Genomic DNA, 18024 nt, shown 5'->3' on the forward strand with positions numbered 1-18024 from the left:
GGTCACGAGCCGGAGTTAGTGTCACCGGACTGGCTCGGGACATGGGTGAGTACTGCAGTGATGGAGTTGATGAGGACTTCGCTGACCAGAGGCCAGTCAGCAGGGATCCCAGCGAGGTGAGCTTTGCGCTCCTGCTCGGCGCAGGTGTGAAGGACCATGTTGCGCAGCACCTGTTGTCGCATCTCGATCGTGTCCTGGGGTGCGTCGGCGATCTGGGACCACATCGGCGCGAACGCCTCGCGCAATGTCTGCCCGAGCGTCGAATCGAAGACACGGTTGTGCAGCAGCGTCGGATCGGTCACCACCTGCGAGATGACCCGCGCAAGCCCGCTCGGGCGGGGGAGCTGGGCGAGGTGGTCTGTGTACGGGCGGACGAGGCACTCGACGTAGTCGCGCAGGTCCGGTGAACTGACAACCTGGTCGATTCTCCCCTTCATGTTCCGCGCGATCGGCTCATTATGTGATCGCAGTATCGCTTCGAGCAGATCCGTCTTCGTGCCGATGTAGTAGCCGACGGCGGAATTGTTGGCAGAGCTGGCCGCCTCGGCGACCTGCCGGTTCGACACCTCGGAGATCCCGTGGATTGCATAGAGGCGTTCCGCCGCGAGCAGCAGCTGGGATCGCGTCGCGCCAGCCTGGGCTTGACGACGTGACGGCGCCGGTCCGCCAGCCGGGGACTGTTCTGACACGGGGATCTCCGGGGCGTCGGTGTTCACCAGCGCACCGGTACTTCTTCCAGCCCACCCACCAGAAGACCCTGTCGCCGTTCGAGTTCGTCTTCACCGACGGCCAGATCGAGGGTGGGCAGTCGTTCCAGAAGTGCCGACAGCACTGTTGCCAGTTCGACGCGTGCCAGGCTCTGGCCAAGGCATGAATGCGGTCCCGCTCCGAAGGTCAGATGTGGGTTAGGCCCTCGCGAAAAGTCCATCTCGTCGGCGTTCTCGAACGCGCGTTCGTCACGATTCGCTGCAGGGATCGCCGAGAGCACCATGGAGTTCGGTTTAATCGTAGTATCGCTGATCTGGATCTCCTCCGAGACCCACCGGTGCATGGCGAACCCGAGATTGGCGTCGAAGCGAAGAGATTCTTCGACGGCAGCGGGGACCAGGCTGGGATCGGCGAGAAGCTCTTCCCATCGTTCTCGACGACTGAGCAGCATGGCCGCCATCTTGCCGATCATGTTCGCTGTGGTTTCGTGCCCGGCGATGAGAAGTCCCTTACCGGTGTCGACAAGTTCCTGCTGGGACAGGCGTCCGTCGTCTTCGTCTGCGATGCTGGTGAGCTCGGACAGCAGGTCGTCGCCGGGCTGTTCACGCTTGAGCTGCACATGGGCGCTCAGATAGTCGTCGAGTTCGCTCATCGCCTGCTCGACGTCGGACTGCTCGTAGCGTGTGAGATTCAGGAAGTGATCCGACCAGTGGGCGAACTTATCGCGGTCCTCGGCCGGAACGCCGAGCAGGTCGCAGATGACGTATACGGGCAAGGGGAATCCCAGCGCCGTGCGAAGGTCCGCGGAGTTTCCGTCGGCGATCATGTCATCGATCAGCTCATCGGTGAGCTGGCGGATGTGGGGTCGCATCGCCTGCATGCGCTTGGCCGTAAAGGATTTGCTGAGCAGTCGGCGCCAGCGCATGTGCTCCGCGCCGATCATGTTGATCGAAGAGCCCGATCCGGGGCTGCTGCCGGCCTTTGCCGTCTCCTCATCTTGAGGAGAACGTGGGAAGCGAGGGTCAGAGAGGAGCGTCTTCACATCCTCATAGCGGGTCAATAGCAGTGCGTCTTCCTGCGGGGTGCGTACATATGCCACAGGGCATTGCTCGCGCAGCTGGGTCCATTCCTCCGGTGGGGCGATGGCAGTCGGCGGGTCGAATGGGAAAGGCAGAGGATCCTCAGCAGAGGCGCCGGTGATGGGGCAGGTATTCGATGTTGTCATGGACGGTTCCTCTCCGCTGCCACGCTGATCGTGGCGTAGCGTTGTGGGTGTTACGCTAACATTAAGTCACGTGACTTACGAATATTCGAATGACTGCAGAGCGTCGCAGCAGAGGAGGCAGTGTTGAAGGTCGAGCTTGAAGAAGATAACTGCATTTCCGCAGGCCAGTGTGTATTCACCGCTCCGGACGTGTTCGACCAGCGAGATGAGGACGGGGTTGCTGTGATCCTCGAGGAGTACCCGAGCGGTGAGCATGAAGAGTCCGCCCGATCTGCTGCTGCCCTGTGCCCGGCGGCCGCGATCCGCATACTTGAGCAGTGACGACGAATTCCACGGATGGGTCGTCGACCTCTCGCATCGTCATCGTCGGTGCGGGTCCGGCGGGTATCGCCGCGGCTGACGCGCTCCGCGGGGCAGGACACGTCGGCGAGATCCTGATCTTCGGCGAGGAAGCCCATCCGCCGTACGACCGACCGCCGCTGTCGAAGCAGATCCTAGCCGGGACGTGGCCGTTGGAGAAGGCGCGCCTGCGTACGCGGGAGGAACTCACCGCCGCCGGGACGAAACTGCAGCTTTCGACTCGAGCAACGGCTCTCGACGTCCAGGCGCACCGCCTCGAACTCGATTCAGGACAGAGCGTGTTCTACGACGCTCTGATCATTGCGACCGGAGTTCGTGCCCGCAGGCTTTCGGCGGCGCAAGGACTGCGCGGTGTTCATCTGCTGCGGGGGCTCGATGACGCGGTGGCCCTGCGCACTGAATTGGACGGCGTGCAGAAGATAGCAGTCGTCGGCTCCGGTTTCCTCGGAGCAGAAGTCGCTGCGGTCTGTCGTGACCAGGGCAAGGACGTCACTTTGATCGGTTCCCGCGAGCTCCCGATGCAGGAGCAGGTTGGGGACGAAATAGGAACCATGCTCGCCGATTTACACCGCAGTCACGGCGTGCACCTCGAGCTCGGAGTCTCCGCCGCTGCATTCACACACACGGGCCATCACGTCACCGGGGTCAGCCTCATTGATGGACGAACAGTACCTGCAGATCTGGTCGTCGTGGCCATCGGATCAGAGCCGAGCGTGGATTGGCTCGGAGGCAGCGAGGTGCCGTTGGCTGCGTTCGACGACGACGGTGCCGGCGGTGTGCGCTGCGATTCGACAGGTCGAGCTGCGAAGGATGTCTGGGCGATCGGCGATGTGGCCGCCTGGTGGGATCCGGATCGTCGTCAGTATGTCCGTGTGGAGCATCGCCAGGCGGCCAATGAGCACGCTCTCCGGAGCGCACAGGACATCCTCGGGCGTCCGGCTGAGCATGCTCCGTTGGTACCGTACTTCTGGTCCGACCAATACGACCTGAAGATCCAGAGCTTCGGCCAGCAATCGCGGCAACACCGATTCCAGGTGGTCGACGGGAGCGTCGATGAGCGCCGCTTTGTGGCAGTAAGCACGGACCAATCAGGCCGAGTCCTCGGCGTCATCGGTGCCGGGATGTTCAAATCTCTGCGCCGCTGGAGGCAGGCTCTCGTCGATGGAAACACGGTGGAAGAGATGCTCACCTCGGCGTTCGTGACCTGACAAGTCAGCCCTGTGGGACGGCATCTTCTGACGAGCGCTGCCGACAAGTCTTTCTCTGATCGGTGGGTCGAACTGTGTGAGAATGGTTCGCGTGAAGAAGAAGCACAGGCATCGACGTGCCCTGCACGGCAGTCTTGCCGCGTCCTTCGCCACCTTCGTTGCTCTGACCTCGCACGTGATCGGCGGCGGCGGACTGCCGACGGTGATGGGCATCGTGGTGCCCCTGGCCTTATCGACCCTGGTCTGTGTTCTGCTTGCGGGCCGCAGGCTGTCGTTGCCGCGGCTGTCACTATCGGTGCTGACCAGCCAATCACTGTTCCACCTGCTCTTCTCCGTATTCACACCGAGGACCGGAAACCACGGTCCGGCGAACGCACTTGAGCGGCTTGCGATGCACCATGCGGGTGCTGCGGATTCGATGGCCGGGATGTCCGGCTCCATGCCGCACGCCATGTCCGGCGCAGAGCCGATGTCGGACGCCGGCGCGAGCATGCATGCGCACACATCACCAGCAATGCTGCTGGCTCACCTGATGGCGGCTGTCCTCACGATCGCCATGATCTATTGGTCGGAGACGCTGCCGGCGAAGATCGGCAGCTTCCTCCGGCTCGTCATCCACGCGCTCCTGCCCACTGCGGTGCGGCCGATACCGGTTCCGACCGGACCCAGGCCCCACCTCGGCGTCGCCCGGATCCTGCCTCGCCGCCTCGGCGTTCTGCGCTCTCCTGTCCTCACCAGAGGACCACCCGTGGAAGCTTTCTGACCTCAAGATCTCTGACCTCAGCGCCGGCGGACTTCCGCTGGCGCGCGCTCGCCTGACCGCCTGTCAGCGCGGTCGAGCGCACTCCACAGAAAGCTTCACCATGACCACACCTGTTTCATCCCTGCCCGAAACCGGGCGGACCAATCCACGAACACCCAGCCGAGGCTGGTTCGGCCAAATCCTGCGCCGTCTCCACTTCTACGCAGGAATCTTCGTCGGTCCCTTCATCCTCATCGCCGCACTCAGCGGCGCCCTGTATGCGATCAGCCCGCAGATCGAAAAGGTCGTCTACGCAGATGAGCTGACCACTCAGGCGACAGGTCCCGCCCTGCCGCTGGCCGACCAGGTCGCGGCCGCGACAACCTACACCGGGGGAGGCGAGACCATCAGCGCTGTGCGTCCGGCACCGGAACCCGGAACCACGACCCGGGTGATGTTCGAGGACCCGAACCTGGACGAGAGCGAATCCCGGGCGATCTTCATCGATCCCACCACCGCCGAGGTGAAGGGCGACCTGACCGTGTACGGGTCCTCGGGGTCCCTGCCGTTGAGAACCTGGGTCGATCAGCTGCACCGCAGCCTTCACCTCGGCGATGTCGGGCGGTACTACAGTGAACTCGCCGCGTCCTGGCTGGGCATCATCGCGGTTGCGGGATTGTGCCTGTGGGTGTTGCGCGCCCGTAGAGCTCGGAATGCTTCAGCGATGCTGCGGCCGAACATGAAGCACAAGGGTCTTCGCCGCACCTTCTCATGGCACGCCTCTGTTGGAGTTTGGGCGGCGATCGGGATGCTGTTCCTGTCAGCCACCGGCATCACCTGGTCCCAGCTGGGCGGAGACAATGTGACGAAGCTGCGGGCGGCGCTGGACTGGTCGACGCCTGCGGTCTCCACGGATCTCGATCGAGAATCGGCAGTGGGGGAGTCGGGCGCTGGAGGGCAGGCAGGCCACGAGGGCCATGCAGGTCACGAGGGCCACGAGGGCCACGACGACGGCGCTCACATGGGACAATCTGGTGCGGCCGATACCGGCGGAATCGACCCGGGCGATTTCGACATGACACTGGCCATGGCCCGCGATATCAACGTCAACACCGGACTCGTCGAAATTCTGCCGCCGGCCGATGCTGATTCCGCGTGGGTCGTCCAAGAGATCCAACGCAGCTTCCCCACCGAAGTCGATGCCGTGGCGATCGATGCCTACACCATGGAGATCACCGATCGTGTCGACTTCTCCGACTACGGGTTCGCGTCGAAGCTTGCGCGGTGGGGCATCGACATGCACATGGGAACCATGTTCGGCCTGGCCAACCAGATCGTCCTCGTCGTCCTCGCAATTGCAATCGCGTCCATGGTCGTGTGGGGCTATGTGATGTGGTGGCAGCGCCGACCCAAGCATGATCCGAGCAAGAAATTCGGCGTCACACCTGTCCGTGGTGCGCTGACGAAGGCATCCTGGTGGTCGGTGGCTGCAGTCGCGCTCGTTGCGGTGGGGATCGGGGTATTCCTGCCGATGGTGGGGATCAGCCTTGTTGGGTTCCTCATTGTTGACGGTGTGCTGGCGATGTGGGCGAGGAGGCGAAGCCGCAGGTGAGACCAGAACGCCGGGCCGAGTGATCTCGGTCCGGCGTTCATTTCCTGCTTGCAGATCAGCCCCAACCGGGGACGACGAAGATGAGCCAGGTGACGATCGGCGCGATGAGGACCATCGAGAAACCCCACCTCATGAGCTGCTTGAAGACCTGATCACGCTGCTCCTCCGGCGAGTTCGCGACGACCAGTGCGCCCGATGTGGAGAAGGGGCTCGAGTCGACCACCGAGGACGAGATCGCCAGGGCGATGATCATCCCGATCTCTCCGATGGTACCGGTGAGCAGGAACGGCACGGCCAGTGGGATGAGAGCCCCGAGGATGCCGGTTGTCGAGGCGAAGGCCGAGACGACGGCACCGATGAAGCAGATGAGCAGCGCCGCGAAGAGCGGAGCTCCCATGCCGGCAACGAGGTTGCCCAGCCAGTCGATGGTGCCCAAGCGCTCCATGAGTTCGACGTAGGTGACGATGCCGCAGATGAGGAGCACCGTGGGCCAGGCGATCTTGCTGACCGCACCCTTGCTCACCTTCGGTGAGAAGAACGAGATGATGACGGCGATGCAGATCGCGGTGAAGCCGACATCCTGGTTCAGCGGCGGAACCACCATGACAGCCAGGACGATGAGGCCGATGAGAGTAACGATGCGATTGCGATCCAACGTGGTCACCGGTTCATCAATGTCATCGTCCTTGACCATGGTCGTCTGCACCGACCTGCGTGCAGCGCGACGCTGCGGATCATTTCGGGGGATCTTCGGCTGGGCGCCGGAGCCAGTGCCGCCGCTGTCACGTGCCCCATCGTCAGCATCGGCGTCGGTGCCGTGCACGTCCTCCAGGCCGTGGCCCAGATCTCGCTTGCCCAGCAGGTCACGTCCGCCGAAGAGGAAGAAGCAGATGAGGCCAAGCAGGAAGTTGAAGACGAAGGAAGCGAGGAACAGGAGTACAGGACTGCCAGGCAGGTCATTGCGTTCGACGACCTGGTTGGTGATGGTGCCGAAGATGCTCAGCGGTGAGAAGCCGCCGGCAGTGGCCCCGTTGATGATCATGAGTCCCATCAGCAGCGGACGAATGTCGTAGCGCCGGGCGAAGCCCATCCCGATCGGAGCGATGATCGCGATGGCGGCGGGAACGACGGAGCCGAAACCAGAGAGGAGCGCGGTGACGACGAAGAACACCCACGGGATCAGGGCGATCCTGCCTCCCACCGCTTTGACGAGGACATGAACCAGCCAGTCGACCGTTCCATTGTCCTTTGCCAAGGCGAACAGATACGTCACCCCCACGAGGATGAGGAAGAGATCTGCTGGGAACCCGGACAGGAGGGTGTCGGCGTCTTCTCCGAGGGCGAGGGTGCCGAAGAGGAAGGTCGCCATGAGTGCAAGCGCACCCATATGGACCGAGACGAAGGTGGCGATGACGAACAGGGCCACGAGGACGAGGATGGACGCTAATTCAAGAGACACAATTCGCTCCAATGCGATGTGTAGAGTCACCGAGACAGCCTCTTTGCCGCCTCGTACTTTCCATGATGCGGAATCTCGAAGTACCTTTTGTGAAAGCCTGCCCCTATCGGAGGACCGAGTCAAGGGTTTCCTGGCAATTGGGAAAAGTTGAGTCTCCTTGCCCGCGGTTCGCGCATCTGCGCTGGTGGCAGGGTCGAGTCCACCCTGCGAATGACCCATTTTCTGATCGTCGCTCGTGTGGTAGCGTAAAATGAAACCTTTGTATCGCATCGTGGAATCAGAGAGGATTCTCCGACGATGAACCCGGCAGCAGAAGTCATCAGACACCGTTTCACCAACTCGGTCGTGACGAGCCTCGCCACTCTGCGTCCGGCTCTCACCCATCCGTACTCTGCTCCTCGGCACCTCCTGGCCGCTCGGCCGAACTCGACTCACACTCAGTGCCGATCGGCACGCGAAAGGGATGGAAGATCATGACTCACAGCGGACGGCACTTTCTGCAGATCCCAGGGCCCAGCAACGTCCCCGACTCCGTGCTGCGAGCCATGTCCATGCCCACGATCGATCATCGGGGACCGGACTTCCAGGAGCTCTTCTCCCAGGTCCTGACCGGAGTCGCCGATATCTTCGGCACCTCCAACCAGGTCATCATCTACCCCGCTACCGGCACCGGAGCCTGGGAAGCCGCGCTGGTCAACACGTTGAGCCCAGGCGATGAGATCCTCTGCTACGAGACCGGCCACTTCTCCAGTCTGTGGAAGGCCATGGCCGAGAAGTGGGGCCTCAAACCCACAATGATCCAAGGTGACTGGCGCACAGGAGCCGATCCGGGGAAGATCCGCGCGGCTCTGGCCGAGGACACTGCCCACCGGTTCAAGGCAGTCTGCGTCGTCCACAACGAAACTTCGACCGGCGTGACGAGCCGCATTCCCGAGATCCGCCGCTCCATCGATGCTGCAGATCATCCCGCACTGCTCATGGTCGACACGATCTCCTCGCTGGGATCCGTTGACTATCGTCACGACGAATGGGGCGTCGATGTCACAGTGTCCGGTTCCCAGAAGGGGCTGATGCTGCCACCGGGAATGTCCTTCAACGCTGTCAGCGACAAGGCTCTCGAAGCTCACGAACGCTCAACTCTGCCCAAGTCCTTCTGGAACTGGACCGAGATGCTTGCATCCGGGAAGAACGGACAGACCCCCTACACCCCGAACACGAACCTCCTCTACGGACTCAAGGAAGCTCTGCGCATTCTCAACGAGGAGGGAATGGACAACGTCTTCGCCCGCCATATCCGCTTCGGCGAGGCAACCCGGGCAGCGGTAGAAGCGTGGGGGCTCGAGGTGCTGTGCACGAACGAGAACGAACACTCACCGGTCCTCACCGCCGTGCTCATGCCCGAGGGCTTCGACGCCGACGAACTGAGGGGAATCATCCTTGAGAGGTTCAACATGTCTCTGGGTGCGGGACTGTCGAAACTCAAGGGAAAGATCTTCCGGATCGGCCACCTCGGCGATCTCAGCGATCTGACTCTGGCCGGAACCCTCTCCGGCGTGCAGATGGGCCTGCAGCTGGCAGGCATCAAGGTCGATCCTTCGGGCGTGGAGGCCGTGCTCGACATCCTCCGGGACACGTGAGGGGCGGCCCCACCTGCACAGCAACGCTTCACTCAATGAGTCAGCCTCCGCACGATCGATTGGTGAGAAGACAATGGGCGACTTCATCGCAGACCTGACCCACAGCATTGCAGGCACGGTCGACACCTCGGCGCGCAGGCGAGCCGAATACGCGGTCGACGCCTCGAACTACCGCGTGCCGCCGCGGGCCGTCGTCTTCCCGACGACGACGGCCGATGTCGCTGCCATCCTCGACGTGGCACGGTCCCATAGCGTGCCGATCACCTCCCGCGGTGGAGGCACGTCTCAGGCAGGCAATGCCATCGGAACCGGAGTCGTCATCGACTTCTCCCGGCACCTCAATCGGGTCCTCGACATCGACCCCGTCGCCAAGACCGCACGTGTTGAGCCCGGTGTTCTCATGAGCGATCTGCAGAAGGCCGGTGCCCCGCACGGTCTGCGCTTCGGACCCGATCCGTCGACGAAGAACCGGGCCACGATCGCGGGCATGATCGGCAACAACTCCTGCGGACCACACGCGATCTCCGCGGGACGCACCGTTGACAACGTCGTCGAACTCGACGTCATCGATGGGCTGGGACGACGCTTCACCGCTGGAGAAGGACTCGACCCAGTACCCGGGCTGTCCGATCTTGCGTCGAGCCACCTCGGCGTCATCCGCACCGAATTCGGCCGCTTCAGCCGACAGGCCTCGGCCTATGCGCTGGAACACCTGCTGCCGGAGAACGGGCCCAATCTCGCGCGGTTCCTCGTCGGCAGCGAGGGCACTCTGACGACGACGATGGAAGCCGTGGTGTCCCTCGGGGACGTGCCGAACTCACCGACCGTCCTGGCCCTGGGCTACCCGGACATGTTCGTCGCCGCCGACGCGGTCCCACGAGTCCTGCCCCACGGACCACTTGCCGTCGAAGGCATCGACTCCCGCCTCATGGACATGGTCCGCGCCCACAAGGGCAAGGACGCGGTACCGGAACTGCCCGCTGGTTCCGGGTGGCTGCTCATCGAGGTCGCCGGAGCCACCGCCGCCGAGGCTGTTGCGAACGCCCAGGTCATCGCCGACGATTCGGGCACAGATTCCTACCGGATCATTCCCGCCGGCCCAGAGGCCTCGACTCTGTGGGGCATCCGGGCCGACGCCGGGGGACTGGCCGGCCGCACCGAGAAGGGCGACCCGGCCTGGACAGGATGGGAAGATGCCGCGGTTCCCCCGGACGTCCTCGGCGACTACCTGCGTGAGCAGGACGAGCTGATGAACAGCTACGGGGTCGTCGGACTGCCCTATGGCCATTTCGGCGACGGGTGCGTGCACATGCGCACGAACTTCCCCTTCGACCAGCCGGAGGGCACCGAGATCTTCCGCAGCTTCCTCATGGACGCCGGTCGCCTGGTCACCAAGTTCGGAGGATCTGCCTCCGGTGAACACGGTGACGGTCGCGCCCGCTCCGAACTGCTGGCTCTGCAGCACTCCACCGAAGCCGTCACCGCATTGGAACAGGTCAAGCGCCTTTTCGACCCGGAGGCGCTGCTCAACCCCGGCGTCATCGTCGATCCGCTGCCACTCGACCAGGATCTGCGCCGGCCGCAGGCGATCTCGATCCAGGCGGCAGGCGGGTTCTCCTTCTCCCATGACAAGGGAAGCTTCACCGATGCGGTGCACCGCTGTGTGGGGGTCGGCAAGTGCCGTGCGGATACCACTGGTTCCGGTGGTTTCATGTGCCCGTCCTATCTGGCCACGCGCGATGAGAAGGACAGCACTCGGGGACGCGCCCGCGTGCTTCAGGAGGTCACCAACGGCGGCCTCATCAACGACTGGAACTCCGCAGCCGTGCACGAATCGCTGGACCTGTGCCTGAGCTGCAAGGCGTGTGGCAGCGACTGCCCTGCCGGTGTCGACATGGCCCAATACAAGTCGGAAGTCCTCCACCGCACGTACAAGGGAAAGGTCCGACCGCTCTCGCATTACTCGCTGGGTTGGCTGCCCATCTGGGGCAAGGCCCTGACCGCGGTTCCGGGCGTCAGTGCAATCGCGAACGCGGCACTGTCGCTGAGGCCGTTGGCCAAACTCGTGCTGGCAGGTGGCGGGATGGACACCCGGCGCGGCATGGTCAGCTTCAACACTCAGCGCTTCTCCCGCTGGGCGAAGAAGAACGTCACGGAGGCCCAGGCCCGCGACGAACTGGTGGGAGAACACTATGTGCGCAGCTCAACGGTGCAACGCGGACACCGGCCGCAGGTCCTGCTCTGGGCGGACTCATTCTCTGAGTACCTCTCGGATGCCGGGGCCCGAGCGACCGTCGCAGTGCTGGAGGCCGCCGGATTCGAGGTCCTGCTGCCGGAGTCACAGGCATGCTGCGGCCTGACTCTGATCTCCACCGGTCAGCTTGATGCGGCACGGGCCCGGCTGACCCACACCATGGAGGTGCTGGTCCCGTATGCGCAGAAGGGGGTCCCCATCGTCGGCATCGAGCCGAGCTGCACAGCCGTACTGCGTAGCGACCTGAAGGATCTGTTCCCCGATGACACACGGGCCAGCCTGATCGCGGCGCGCACCTCCACCATCGCCGAGGTGCTGGTGGAGTCGGACATCGACGTGCCCGATCTGTCCGGCCGGACCATCGTCGTCCAGCCGCACTGCCATCAGCATTCGGTCATGGGCTTCGCCGCGGATCGAAAGATCCTCGAACGCACCGGGGCCACCATTCGCGAACTGGCAGGGTGCTGCGGGCTGGCAGGCAACTTCGGAATGGAGGCCGGTCACTACGAAGTCTCCGTCGCTGTGGCCGAGAACGCGCTGCTGCCGGGACTGCGTGACGCACCGGAGAACTCGATCTTCCTGGCCGATGGCTACTCGTGCAGAACCCAGGCGAATGATCTGGCCGAGGTGCAGGGCATGACCCTGTCCCAACTGCTGACAGGTGGGGCGGCCAGCGTCGAATATTCCGCTCGAGCGAAGCGATTGCCGGTCGCGAGGACAGAGGCGGGCGCGCCTGCATCGATGATCGGGCGCGCCATGTGAGAAGTGCGCGTGTACTTAGAGCAACATGAGCGTGGAGCTCCTGGTTTCGTGCAGCGCTGAACCAGGTAGCTCGACATCACACCAGAACATCCCACCCTTCAAACATTCTTTTTCATTCCTGTGTCGTGTCGCTGAGGCGGCGGAGGTCCTCGACGACATCTGCGGGCTCGTCCTCGAGAGGCATATCGGCTCTGTCGCCGACGCTGTCGAGGCCGTGCGGGGTATCCGCAAGTGCGCCATCGAAGAGCGCATTGAGATCGATCGTCGCAGGACCGTGCTCCGCAACGAGTTCGAAGGTCTTGCCTGCTGCTTCCGGTGCCGTCACAGCCGAGACGAGCACCTGGGCGAGCTGTTCGCGGGAGACTGTTCCATCAGAAGGGCCACCTGCATACTGGCGGTCATCCTGGCGGAGGACGAGCTGCTGCTCGTCCGGGCCGTTCTCATCGAACCAGCCGGGTCGCACGATGGTGTATGGCTGGCCGCTGGAGCGGACCAAGCGCTCAGCACGTCGTTTCCAATCGGCTATGTGTGAGGTGTTGTACCAACTGGTTCGTGCAGTGACACCGACTCCGGTCGTCAGCACGATCCGCACCTCACTATGAGCGATCAGGTCCAGCACGTTGCGAACACCGTTGTATTCGACTTGCCGGATCGTCTCCTCGCTCCCCTCAGCGCCATGCGCGAAAATCACCGCGTCCGCGCCCTCGAGAGCCGCACGCATACTCTCGCGATCGGTGAGATCACCCCGAACAGGCTCTACCCCCTCCGGCAGTACAGAAGCTCGAGACGGGGTACGAACAAGTGCCAGTGTGCGATAGCCCTGCCGGAGAGCTTCGGCAGCAACCAGGCGGCCCATGCTGCCGGTCGCTCCGATGATCAGAACAGACGAGATATTCAATGTGTACTCCTTCTCAGTGTGACGGTACTGGTGTCGGCGAAGTTGGCGAGGAGGTCTATGCGCTTCTCGTTCGCTCAACCGGGGCGATCAGTTTACAGGCGAATCTGCGATCTGTATGAATGTTAACATTCATACATCGATGAGACATCGGGGTCTGGGCACAGGGACCGAATTGCTCCATCCTCAAGTCCACAAGAGTCAAGAAAGAGGTCGTCAATGGCTACTTCCACGAGCGAGAGAGGGTTTCGACCCGCCTCGCGACTAAGTGAGATACGTCCCTCACCAATCAAGCCGCCTTGTCAAAGATGGCTCTGATTGGTGAGGGACGTATCTCACTTAGTCGCGAGGCGGGTCGAAACCCTCCTCGCTCGTGGAAGTAGCCATTGACGACCTCTTTCTTGACTCTTGTGGACTTGAGGATGGAGCAATTCGGTCCCTGTGCCCAGACCCCGATGTCTCATCGATGTATGAATGTTAACATTCATACAGATCGCAGATTCGCCTGTAAACTGATCGCCCCGGTTGAGCGAACGAGAAGCGCATAGACCTCCTCGCCAACTTCGCCGACACCAGTACCGTCACACTGAGAAGGAGTACACATTGAATATCTCGTCTGTTCTGATCATCGGAGCGACCGGCAGCATGGGCCGCCTGGTTGCTGCCGAAGCTCTCCGGCAGGGCTATCGCACACTGGCACTTGTTCGTACCCCGTCTCGAGCTTCTGTACTGCCGGAGGGGGTAGAGCCTGTTCGGGGTGATCTCACCGATCGCGAGAGTATGCGTGCGGCTCTCGAGGGCGCGGACGCGGTGATTTTCGCGCATGGCGCTGAGGGGAGCGAGGAGACGATCCGGCAAGTCGAATACAACGGTGTTCGCAACGTGCTGGACCTGATCGCTCATAGTGAGGTGCGGATCGTGCTGACGACCGGAGTCGGTGTCACTGCACGAACCAGTTGGTACAACACCTCACACATAGCCGATTGGAAACGACGTGCTGAGCGCTTGGTCCGCTCCAGCGGCCAGCCATACACCATCGTGCGACCCGGCTGGTTCGATGAGAACGGCCCGGACGAGCAGCAGCTCGTCCTCCGCCAGGATGACCGCCAGTATGCAGGTGGCCCTTCTGATGGAACAGTCTCCCGCGAACAGCTCGCCCAGGTGCTCGTCTCGGCTGTGACGGCACCGGAAGCAGCAGGCAAGACCTTCGAACTCGTTGCGGAGCACGGTCCTGCGACGATCGATCTCAATGCGCTCTTCGATGGCGCACTTGCGGATACCCCGCACGGCCTCGACAGCGTCGGCGACAGAGCCGATATGCCTCTCGAGGACGAGCCCGCAGATGTCGTCGAGGACCTCCGCCGCCTCAGCGACACGACACAGGAATGAAAAAGAATGTTTGAAGGGTGGGATGTTCTGGTGTGATGTCGAGCTACCTGGTTCAGCGCTGCACGAAACCAGGAGCTCCACGCTCATGTTGCTCTAAGTACACGCGCACTTCTCACATGGCGCGCCGATCATCGATGCAGGCGCGCCCGCCTCTGTCCTCGCGACCGGCAATCGCTTCGCTCGAGCGGAATATTCGACGCTGGCCGCCCCACCTGTCAGCAGTTGGGACAGGGTCATGCCCTGCACCTCGGCCAGATCATTCGCCTGGGTTCTGCACGAGTAGCCATCGGCCAGGAAGATCGAGTTCTCCGGTGCGTCACGCAGTCCCGGCAGCAGCGCGTTCTCGGCCACAGCGACGGAGACTTCGTAGTGACCGGCCTCCATTCCGAAGTTGCCTGCCAGCCCGCAGCACCCTGCCAGTTCGCGAATGGTGGCCCCGGTGCGTTCGAGGATCTTTCGATCCGCGGCGAAGCCCATGACCGAATGCTGATGGCAGTGCGGCTGGACGACGATGGTCCGGCCGGACAGATCGGGCACGTCGATGTCCGACTCCACCAGCACCTCGGCGATGGTGGAGGTGCGCGCCGCGATCAGGCTGGCCCGTGTGTCATCGGGGAACAGATCCTTCAGGTCGCTACGCAGTACGGCTGTGCAGCTCGGCTCGATGCCGACGATGGGGACCCCCTTCTGCGCATACGGGACCAGCACCTCCATGGTGTGGGTCAGCCGGGCCCGTGCCGCATCAAGCTGACCGGTGGAGATCAGAGTCAGGCCGCAGCATGCCTGTGACTCCGGCAGCAGGACCTCGAATCCGGCGGCCTCCAGCACTGCGGACGGTCGCTCGGGCCCCGGCATCCGAGAGGTACTCAGAGAATGAGTCCGCCCAGAGCAGGACCTGCGGCCGTGTCCGCGTTGCACCGTTGAGCTGCGCACATAGTGTTCTCCCACCAGTTCGTCGCGGGCCTGGGCCTCCGTGACGTTCTTCTTCGCCAGCGGGAGAAGCGCTGAGTGTTGAAGCTGACCATGCCGCGCCGGGTGTCCATCCCGCCACCTGCCAGCACGAGTTTGGCCAACGGCCTCAGCGGACAGTGGCCGCTTCGCGGGATTGCACTGACGCCCGAAACCGCGGTCAGGGCCTTGCCCCAGATGGGCAGCCAACCCAGCGAGTAATGCGAGAGCGGTCGGACCTTTCCCTTGTACGTGCGGTGGAGGACTTCCGACTTGTATTGGGCCATGTCGACACCGGCAGGGCAGTCGCTGCCACACGCCTTGCAGCTCAGGCACAGGTCCAGCGATTCGTGCACGGCTGCGGAGTTCCAGTCGTTGATGAGGCCCGCCGTTGGTGACCTCCTGAAGCACGCGGGCGCGTCCCGAGTGCTGTCCTTCTCATCGCGCGTGGCCAGATAGGACGGGCACATGAAACCACCGGAACCAGTGGTATCCGCCACGGCACTTGCCGACCCCCACACAGCGCGTGCACCGCATCGGTGAAGCTTCCCTTGTCATGGGAGAAGGAGAACCCGCCTGCCGCCGGATCGAGATCGCCTGCGGCCGGCGCAGATCCTGGTCGAGTGGCAGCGGATCGACGATGACGCCGGGGTTGAGCAGCGCCTCCGGGTCGAAAAGGCGCTTGACCTGTTCCAATGCGGTGACGGCTTCGGTGGAGTACGCTGCACTGGAGTGCTGCAGAGCCAGCAGTTCGGAGCGGGCGGACCGTCACCGTGTTTCACCGGAGGCAGATCCTCCGAACTTGGGACCAGGCGACGGCGTCCATGAGGAAAGCTGCGGAAGATCTCGGTGCCCTCCGGCTGGTCGAAGGGGAAGTTCGTGCGCATGTGCACGCACCCGTCGCCGAAAATGGCCATAGGGCAGTCCGACGAACCCGTAGCTGTTCATCAGCTCGTCCTGCTCACGCAGGTAGTCGCCGAGGACGTCGGGGGAACCGCGGCATCTTCCCATCCTGTCCAGGCCGGGTCGCCCTTCTCCGGTGCGGCCGGCCAGTCCCCGGCCGTCGGCCGATGCCCCACAGAGTCGAGGCCCTGGGCCGGGGGAATGATCCGGTAGGAATCTGTGCCCGAATCGTCGGCGATGACCTGGGCGTTCGCAACAGCCTCGGCGGCGGTCGGGCTCGGCGACCTCGATGAGCAGCCACCCGGAACCAGCGGGCAGTTCCGGTACCGCGTCCTTGCCCTTGTGGGCGCGGACCATGTCCATGAGGCGGGAGTCGATGCCTTCGACGGCAAGTGGTCCGTGGGGCAGGACTCGTGGGGACCGCGTCGGCGGCGACGAACATGTCCGGGTAGCCCAGGGCCAGGACGGTCGGTGATTCGGCACGTCCCCGAGGGACACCACGGCTTCCATCGTCGTCGTCAGAGTGCCCTCGCTGCCGACGAGGAACCGCGCGAGATTGGGCCCGTTCCTCCGGCAGCAGGTGTTCCAGCGCATAGCCGAGGCCTGTCGGCTGAAGCTGGCCGAATTCGGTGCGGATGACGCCGAGGTGGCTCGACGCAAGATCGGACAGCCCGGGTACTGGGTCGAGTCCTTCTCCAGCGGGTGAAGCGTCGTCCCAGCCCATCGATGACGTCGAGTTCGACGACGTTGTCAACGGTGCGTCTCCGCGGAGATCGCGTGTGGTCCGCAGGAGTTGTTTGCCGATTCATGCCCGCGATCGTGGCCCGGTTCTTTCGTCGACGGATCGGGTCCGAAGCGCAGACAGAACGTGCGGGGCACCGGCCTTCTGCAGATCGCTCTCATGAGAACACCGGGCTCAACCACGTGCGGTCTTGGCGACGGGGTCGATGTCGAGGGACCCGATTGAGGTGCCGGGAGAAGTCGATGACGACTCCGGTTCCGATGGCATTGCCTGCCTGAGACGTGCCTCCACCGCGGGAGGTGATCGGCACGCTATGGGACCGTGCCACGTCGAGGATGGCAGCGACATCGGCCGTCGTCGTCGGGACAAGACGGACGGCCGCGGCGGCACGCGGTAGTTCGAGGCGTCGACCGCGTATTCGGCTCGCCTGCGCGCCGAGGTGTCGACCGTGCCTGCAATGCTGTGGGTCAGGTCTGCGATGAAGTCGCCCATTGTCTCATTCACCAATCGATCGTGCGGAGGCGACTCATTGAGTGAAAGCGTTGCTGTGCAGGGGGCCCGCCCCTCACGTGTCCCGGAGGATGTCGAGCACGGCCTCCACGCCCGAAGGATCGACCCTTGATGCCTGCCAGCTGCAGGCCCATCTGCACGCCGGAGAGGGTTCCGGCCAGAGTCAGATCGCTGAGATCGCCGAGGTGGCCGATCCGGAAGATCTTTCCCTTGAGTTCGACAGTCCCGCACCCAAGAGACATGTTGAACCTCTCAAGGATGATTCCCCTCAGTTCGTCGCGTCGAAGCCCTCGGGCGATGAGCACGGCGGTGAGGACGGGTGAGTGTTCGTTCTCGTTCGTGCACAGCACTCGAGCCCCCACGCTTCTACCGCTGCCCGGGTTGCCTCGCCGAAGCGGATATGGCGGGCGAAGACGTTGTCCATTCCCCTCCTCGTTGAGAATGCGCAGAGCTTCCTTGAGTCCGTAGAGGAGGTTCGGTTTCGGGGTGTATGGGGGTCTGTCCGTTCTTCCCGGATGCAAGCATCTCGGTCCAGTTCCAGAAGGACTTGGGGCAGAGTTGAGCGTTCGTGAGCTTCGAGAGCCTTGTCGCTGACAGCGTTGAAGGACATTCCCGCGGTGGCAGCATCAGCCCCTTCTGGGAACCGGACACTGTGACATCGACGCCCCAT

At 63.3% G+C, this 18024-nt stretch carries 17 protein-coding genes; 9 read left to right on the top strand and 8 right to left on the bottom strand.

The window, feature by feature from the left end:
- Positions 1–2: 2 nt before the first annotated feature.
- Positions 3–716, bottom strand: coding sequence for a TetR/AcrR family transcriptional regulator (locus HX613_RS12015; protein ID WP_235345545.1), 714 nt, complete (start codon positions 714–716; stop codon positions 3–5).
- Positions 713–1933, bottom strand: a complete 1221-nt coding sequence (locus tag HX613_RS12020; RefSeq protein ID WP_235345546.1) for a cytochrome P450 — start codon at positions 1931–1933, stop codon at positions 713–715. Before HX613_RS12020 ends, HX613_RS12015 begins: the two co-directional genes overlap by 4 nt.
- A 120-nt stretch (positions 1934–2053) precedes the next feature.
- Here HX613_RS12020 and HX613_RS12025 point away from each other — a divergent pair, with 120 nt between their 5' ends.
- From HX613_RS12025 to HX613_RS12040, 4 genes are all read left to right on the top strand, one after another.
- A complete protein-coding gene (locus HX613_RS12025; protein WP_235345547.1) occupies positions 2054–2254 on the top strand; it encodes a ferredoxin in 201 nt (66 codons plus the stop codon).
- Positions 2251–3501 (top strand): NAD(P)/FAD-dependent oxidoreductase, encoded by a 1251-nt coding sequence (locus HX613_RS12030; protein WP_235345548.1) that lies wholly within the window; start codon positions 2251–2253, stop codon positions 3499–3501. Before HX613_RS12025 ends, HX613_RS12030 begins: the two co-directional genes overlap by 4 nt.
- Positions 3502–3583: 82 nt before the next feature.
- A complete protein-coding gene (locus HX613_RS12035) occupies positions 3584–4264 on the top strand; it encodes a hypothetical protein (protein WP_235345549.1) in 681 nt (226 codons plus the stop codon).
- Between the two features lie 100 nt (positions 4265–4364).
- The gene (locus HX613_RS12040) at positions 4365–5855 is read left to right on the top strand and encodes a PepSY-associated TM helix domain-containing protein (RefSeq protein WP_235345550.1); all 1491 of its coding nucleotides are present in this window, start codon (positions 4365–4367) and stop codon (positions 5853–5855) included.
- A gap of 55 nt (positions 5856–5910) precedes the next feature.
- On the opposite strand, the gene HX613_RS12045 is transcribed toward HX613_RS12040, so the two are convergent.
- A complete protein-coding gene (locus tag HX613_RS12045) occupies positions 5911–7314 on the bottom strand; it encodes an SLC13 family permease (RefSeq protein WP_235345551.1) in 1404 nt (467 codons plus the stop codon).
- Between the two features lie 473 nt (positions 7315–7787).
- On the opposite strand from HX613_RS12045, the gene HX613_RS12050 reads away from it, so the two are divergent.
- Together HX613_RS12050 and HX613_RS12055 are read left to right on the top strand one after the other, a co-directional pair.
- On the top strand, positions 7788–8951 hold the full coding sequence (locus HX613_RS12050) for a pyridoxal-phosphate-dependent aminotransferase family protein (protein WP_235345552.1): 1164 nt from the start codon (positions 7788–7790) through the stop codon (positions 8949–8951).
- 73 nt (positions 8952–9024) lie between these two features.
- The gene (locus HX613_RS12055; RefSeq protein ID WP_235345553.1) at positions 9025–11967 is read left to right on the top strand and encodes an FAD-binding and (Fe-S)-binding domain-containing protein; all 2943 of its coding nucleotides are present in this window, start codon (positions 9025–9027) and stop codon (positions 11965–11967) included.
- A gap of 112 nt (positions 11968–12079) precedes the next feature.
- On the opposite strand, the gene HX613_RS12060 is transcribed toward HX613_RS12055, so the two are convergent.
- Complete coding sequence (locus HX613_RS12060; protein WP_235345554.1) at positions 12080–12865, bottom strand: SDR family oxidoreductase; 786 nt, start codon at positions 12863–12865, stop codon at positions 12080–12082.
- A gap of 600 nt (positions 12866–13465) precedes the next feature.
- Between HX613_RS12060 and HX613_RS12065 the strand changes: the two genes are divergently transcribed.
- Positions 13466–14251, top strand: coding sequence for an SDR family oxidoreductase (locus HX613_RS12065; protein WP_235345554.1), 786 nt, complete (start codon positions 13466–13468; stop codon positions 14249–14251).
- Positions 14252–14344: 93 nt separating this feature from the next.
- On the opposite strand, the gene HX613_RS22690 is transcribed toward HX613_RS12065, so the two are convergent.
- The 3 genes from HX613_RS22690 to HX613_RS22700 form a co-directional block, all read right to left on the bottom strand.
- The gene (locus HX613_RS22690; RefSeq protein ID WP_328284949.1) at positions 14345–15079 is read right to left on the bottom strand and encodes a (Fe-S)-binding protein; all 735 of its coding nucleotides are present in this window, start codon (positions 15077–15079) and stop codon (positions 14345–14347) included.
- 38 nt (positions 15080–15117) lie between these two features.
- Positions 15118–15699, bottom strand: coding sequence for a (Fe-S)-binding protein (locus HX613_RS22695; protein WP_328284950.1), 582 nt, complete (start codon positions 15697–15699; stop codon positions 15118–15120).
- A gap of 268 nt (positions 15700–15967) precedes the next feature.
- Positions 15968–16696 (bottom strand): hypothetical protein, encoded by a 729-nt coding sequence (locus tag HX613_RS22700; protein ID WP_328284951.1) that lies wholly within the window; start codon positions 16694–16696, stop codon positions 15968–15970.
- On the opposite strand from HX613_RS22700, the gene HX613_RS22705 reads away from it, so the two are divergent.
- Complete coding sequence (locus HX613_RS22705; protein WP_328284952.1) at positions 16683–16808, top strand: hypothetical protein; 126 nt, start codon at positions 16683–16685, stop codon at positions 16806–16808. The genes HX613_RS22700 and HX613_RS22705 overlap by 14 nt on opposite strands.
- A gap of 193 nt (positions 16809–17001) precedes the next feature.
- On the opposite strand, the gene HX613_RS22710 is transcribed toward HX613_RS22705, so the two are convergent.
- Positions 17002–17172: an FAD-binding protein gene (locus HX613_RS22710; protein ID WP_328284954.1), complete on the bottom strand. Its 171-nt coding sequence runs from the start codon at positions 17170–17172 to the stop codon at positions 17002–17004.
- 253 nt (positions 17173–17425) lie between these two features.
- On the opposite strand from HX613_RS22710, the gene HX613_RS12075 reads away from it, so the two are divergent.
- Complete coding sequence (locus tag HX613_RS12075) at positions 17426–17677, top strand: hypothetical protein (RefSeq protein ID WP_235345555.1); 252 nt, start codon at positions 17426–17428, stop codon at positions 17675–17677.
- Positions 17678–18024: the final 347 nt, after the last annotated feature.

The organism is Brevibacterium sp. UCMA 11754 (assembly GCF_021532275.1).
Classification (GTDB): domain Bacteria; phylum Actinomycetota; class Actinomycetes; order Actinomycetales; family Brevibacteriaceae; genus Brevibacterium.

Excerpts from the sequence above, each read along its gene's own strand:
- HX613_RS12020 (WP_235345546.1), bottom strand. The coding sequence starts at position 1,933 with ATGACAACATCGAATACCTGCCCCATCACCGGCGCCTCTGCTGAGGAT.
- HX613_RS12050 (WP_235345552.1), top strand. The coding sequence starts at position 7,788 with ATGACTCACAGCGGACGGCACTTTCTGCAGATCCCAGGGCCCAGCAAC.
- HX613_RS12075 (WP_235345555.1), top strand. The coding sequence starts at position 17,426 with ATGTCGAGCACGGCCTCCACGCCCGAAGGATCGACCCTTGATGCCTGC.
- HX613_RS22700 (WP_328284951.1), bottom strand. The coding sequence starts at position 16,696 with ATGCGCTGGAACACCTGCTGCCGGAGGAACGGGCCCAATCTCGCGCGG.
- HX613_RS12035 (WP_235345549.1), top strand. The coding sequence starts at position 3,584 with ATGGTTCGCGTGAAGAAGAAGCACAGGCATCGACGTGCCCTGCACGGC.
- HX613_RS12055 (WP_235345553.1), top strand. The coding sequence starts at position 9,025 with ATGGGCGACTTCATCGCAGACCTGACCCACAGCATTGCAGGCACGGTC.
- HX613_RS12040 (WP_235345550.1), top strand. The coding sequence starts at position 4,365 with ATGACCACACCTGTTTCATCCCTGCCCGAAACCGGGCGGACCAATCCA.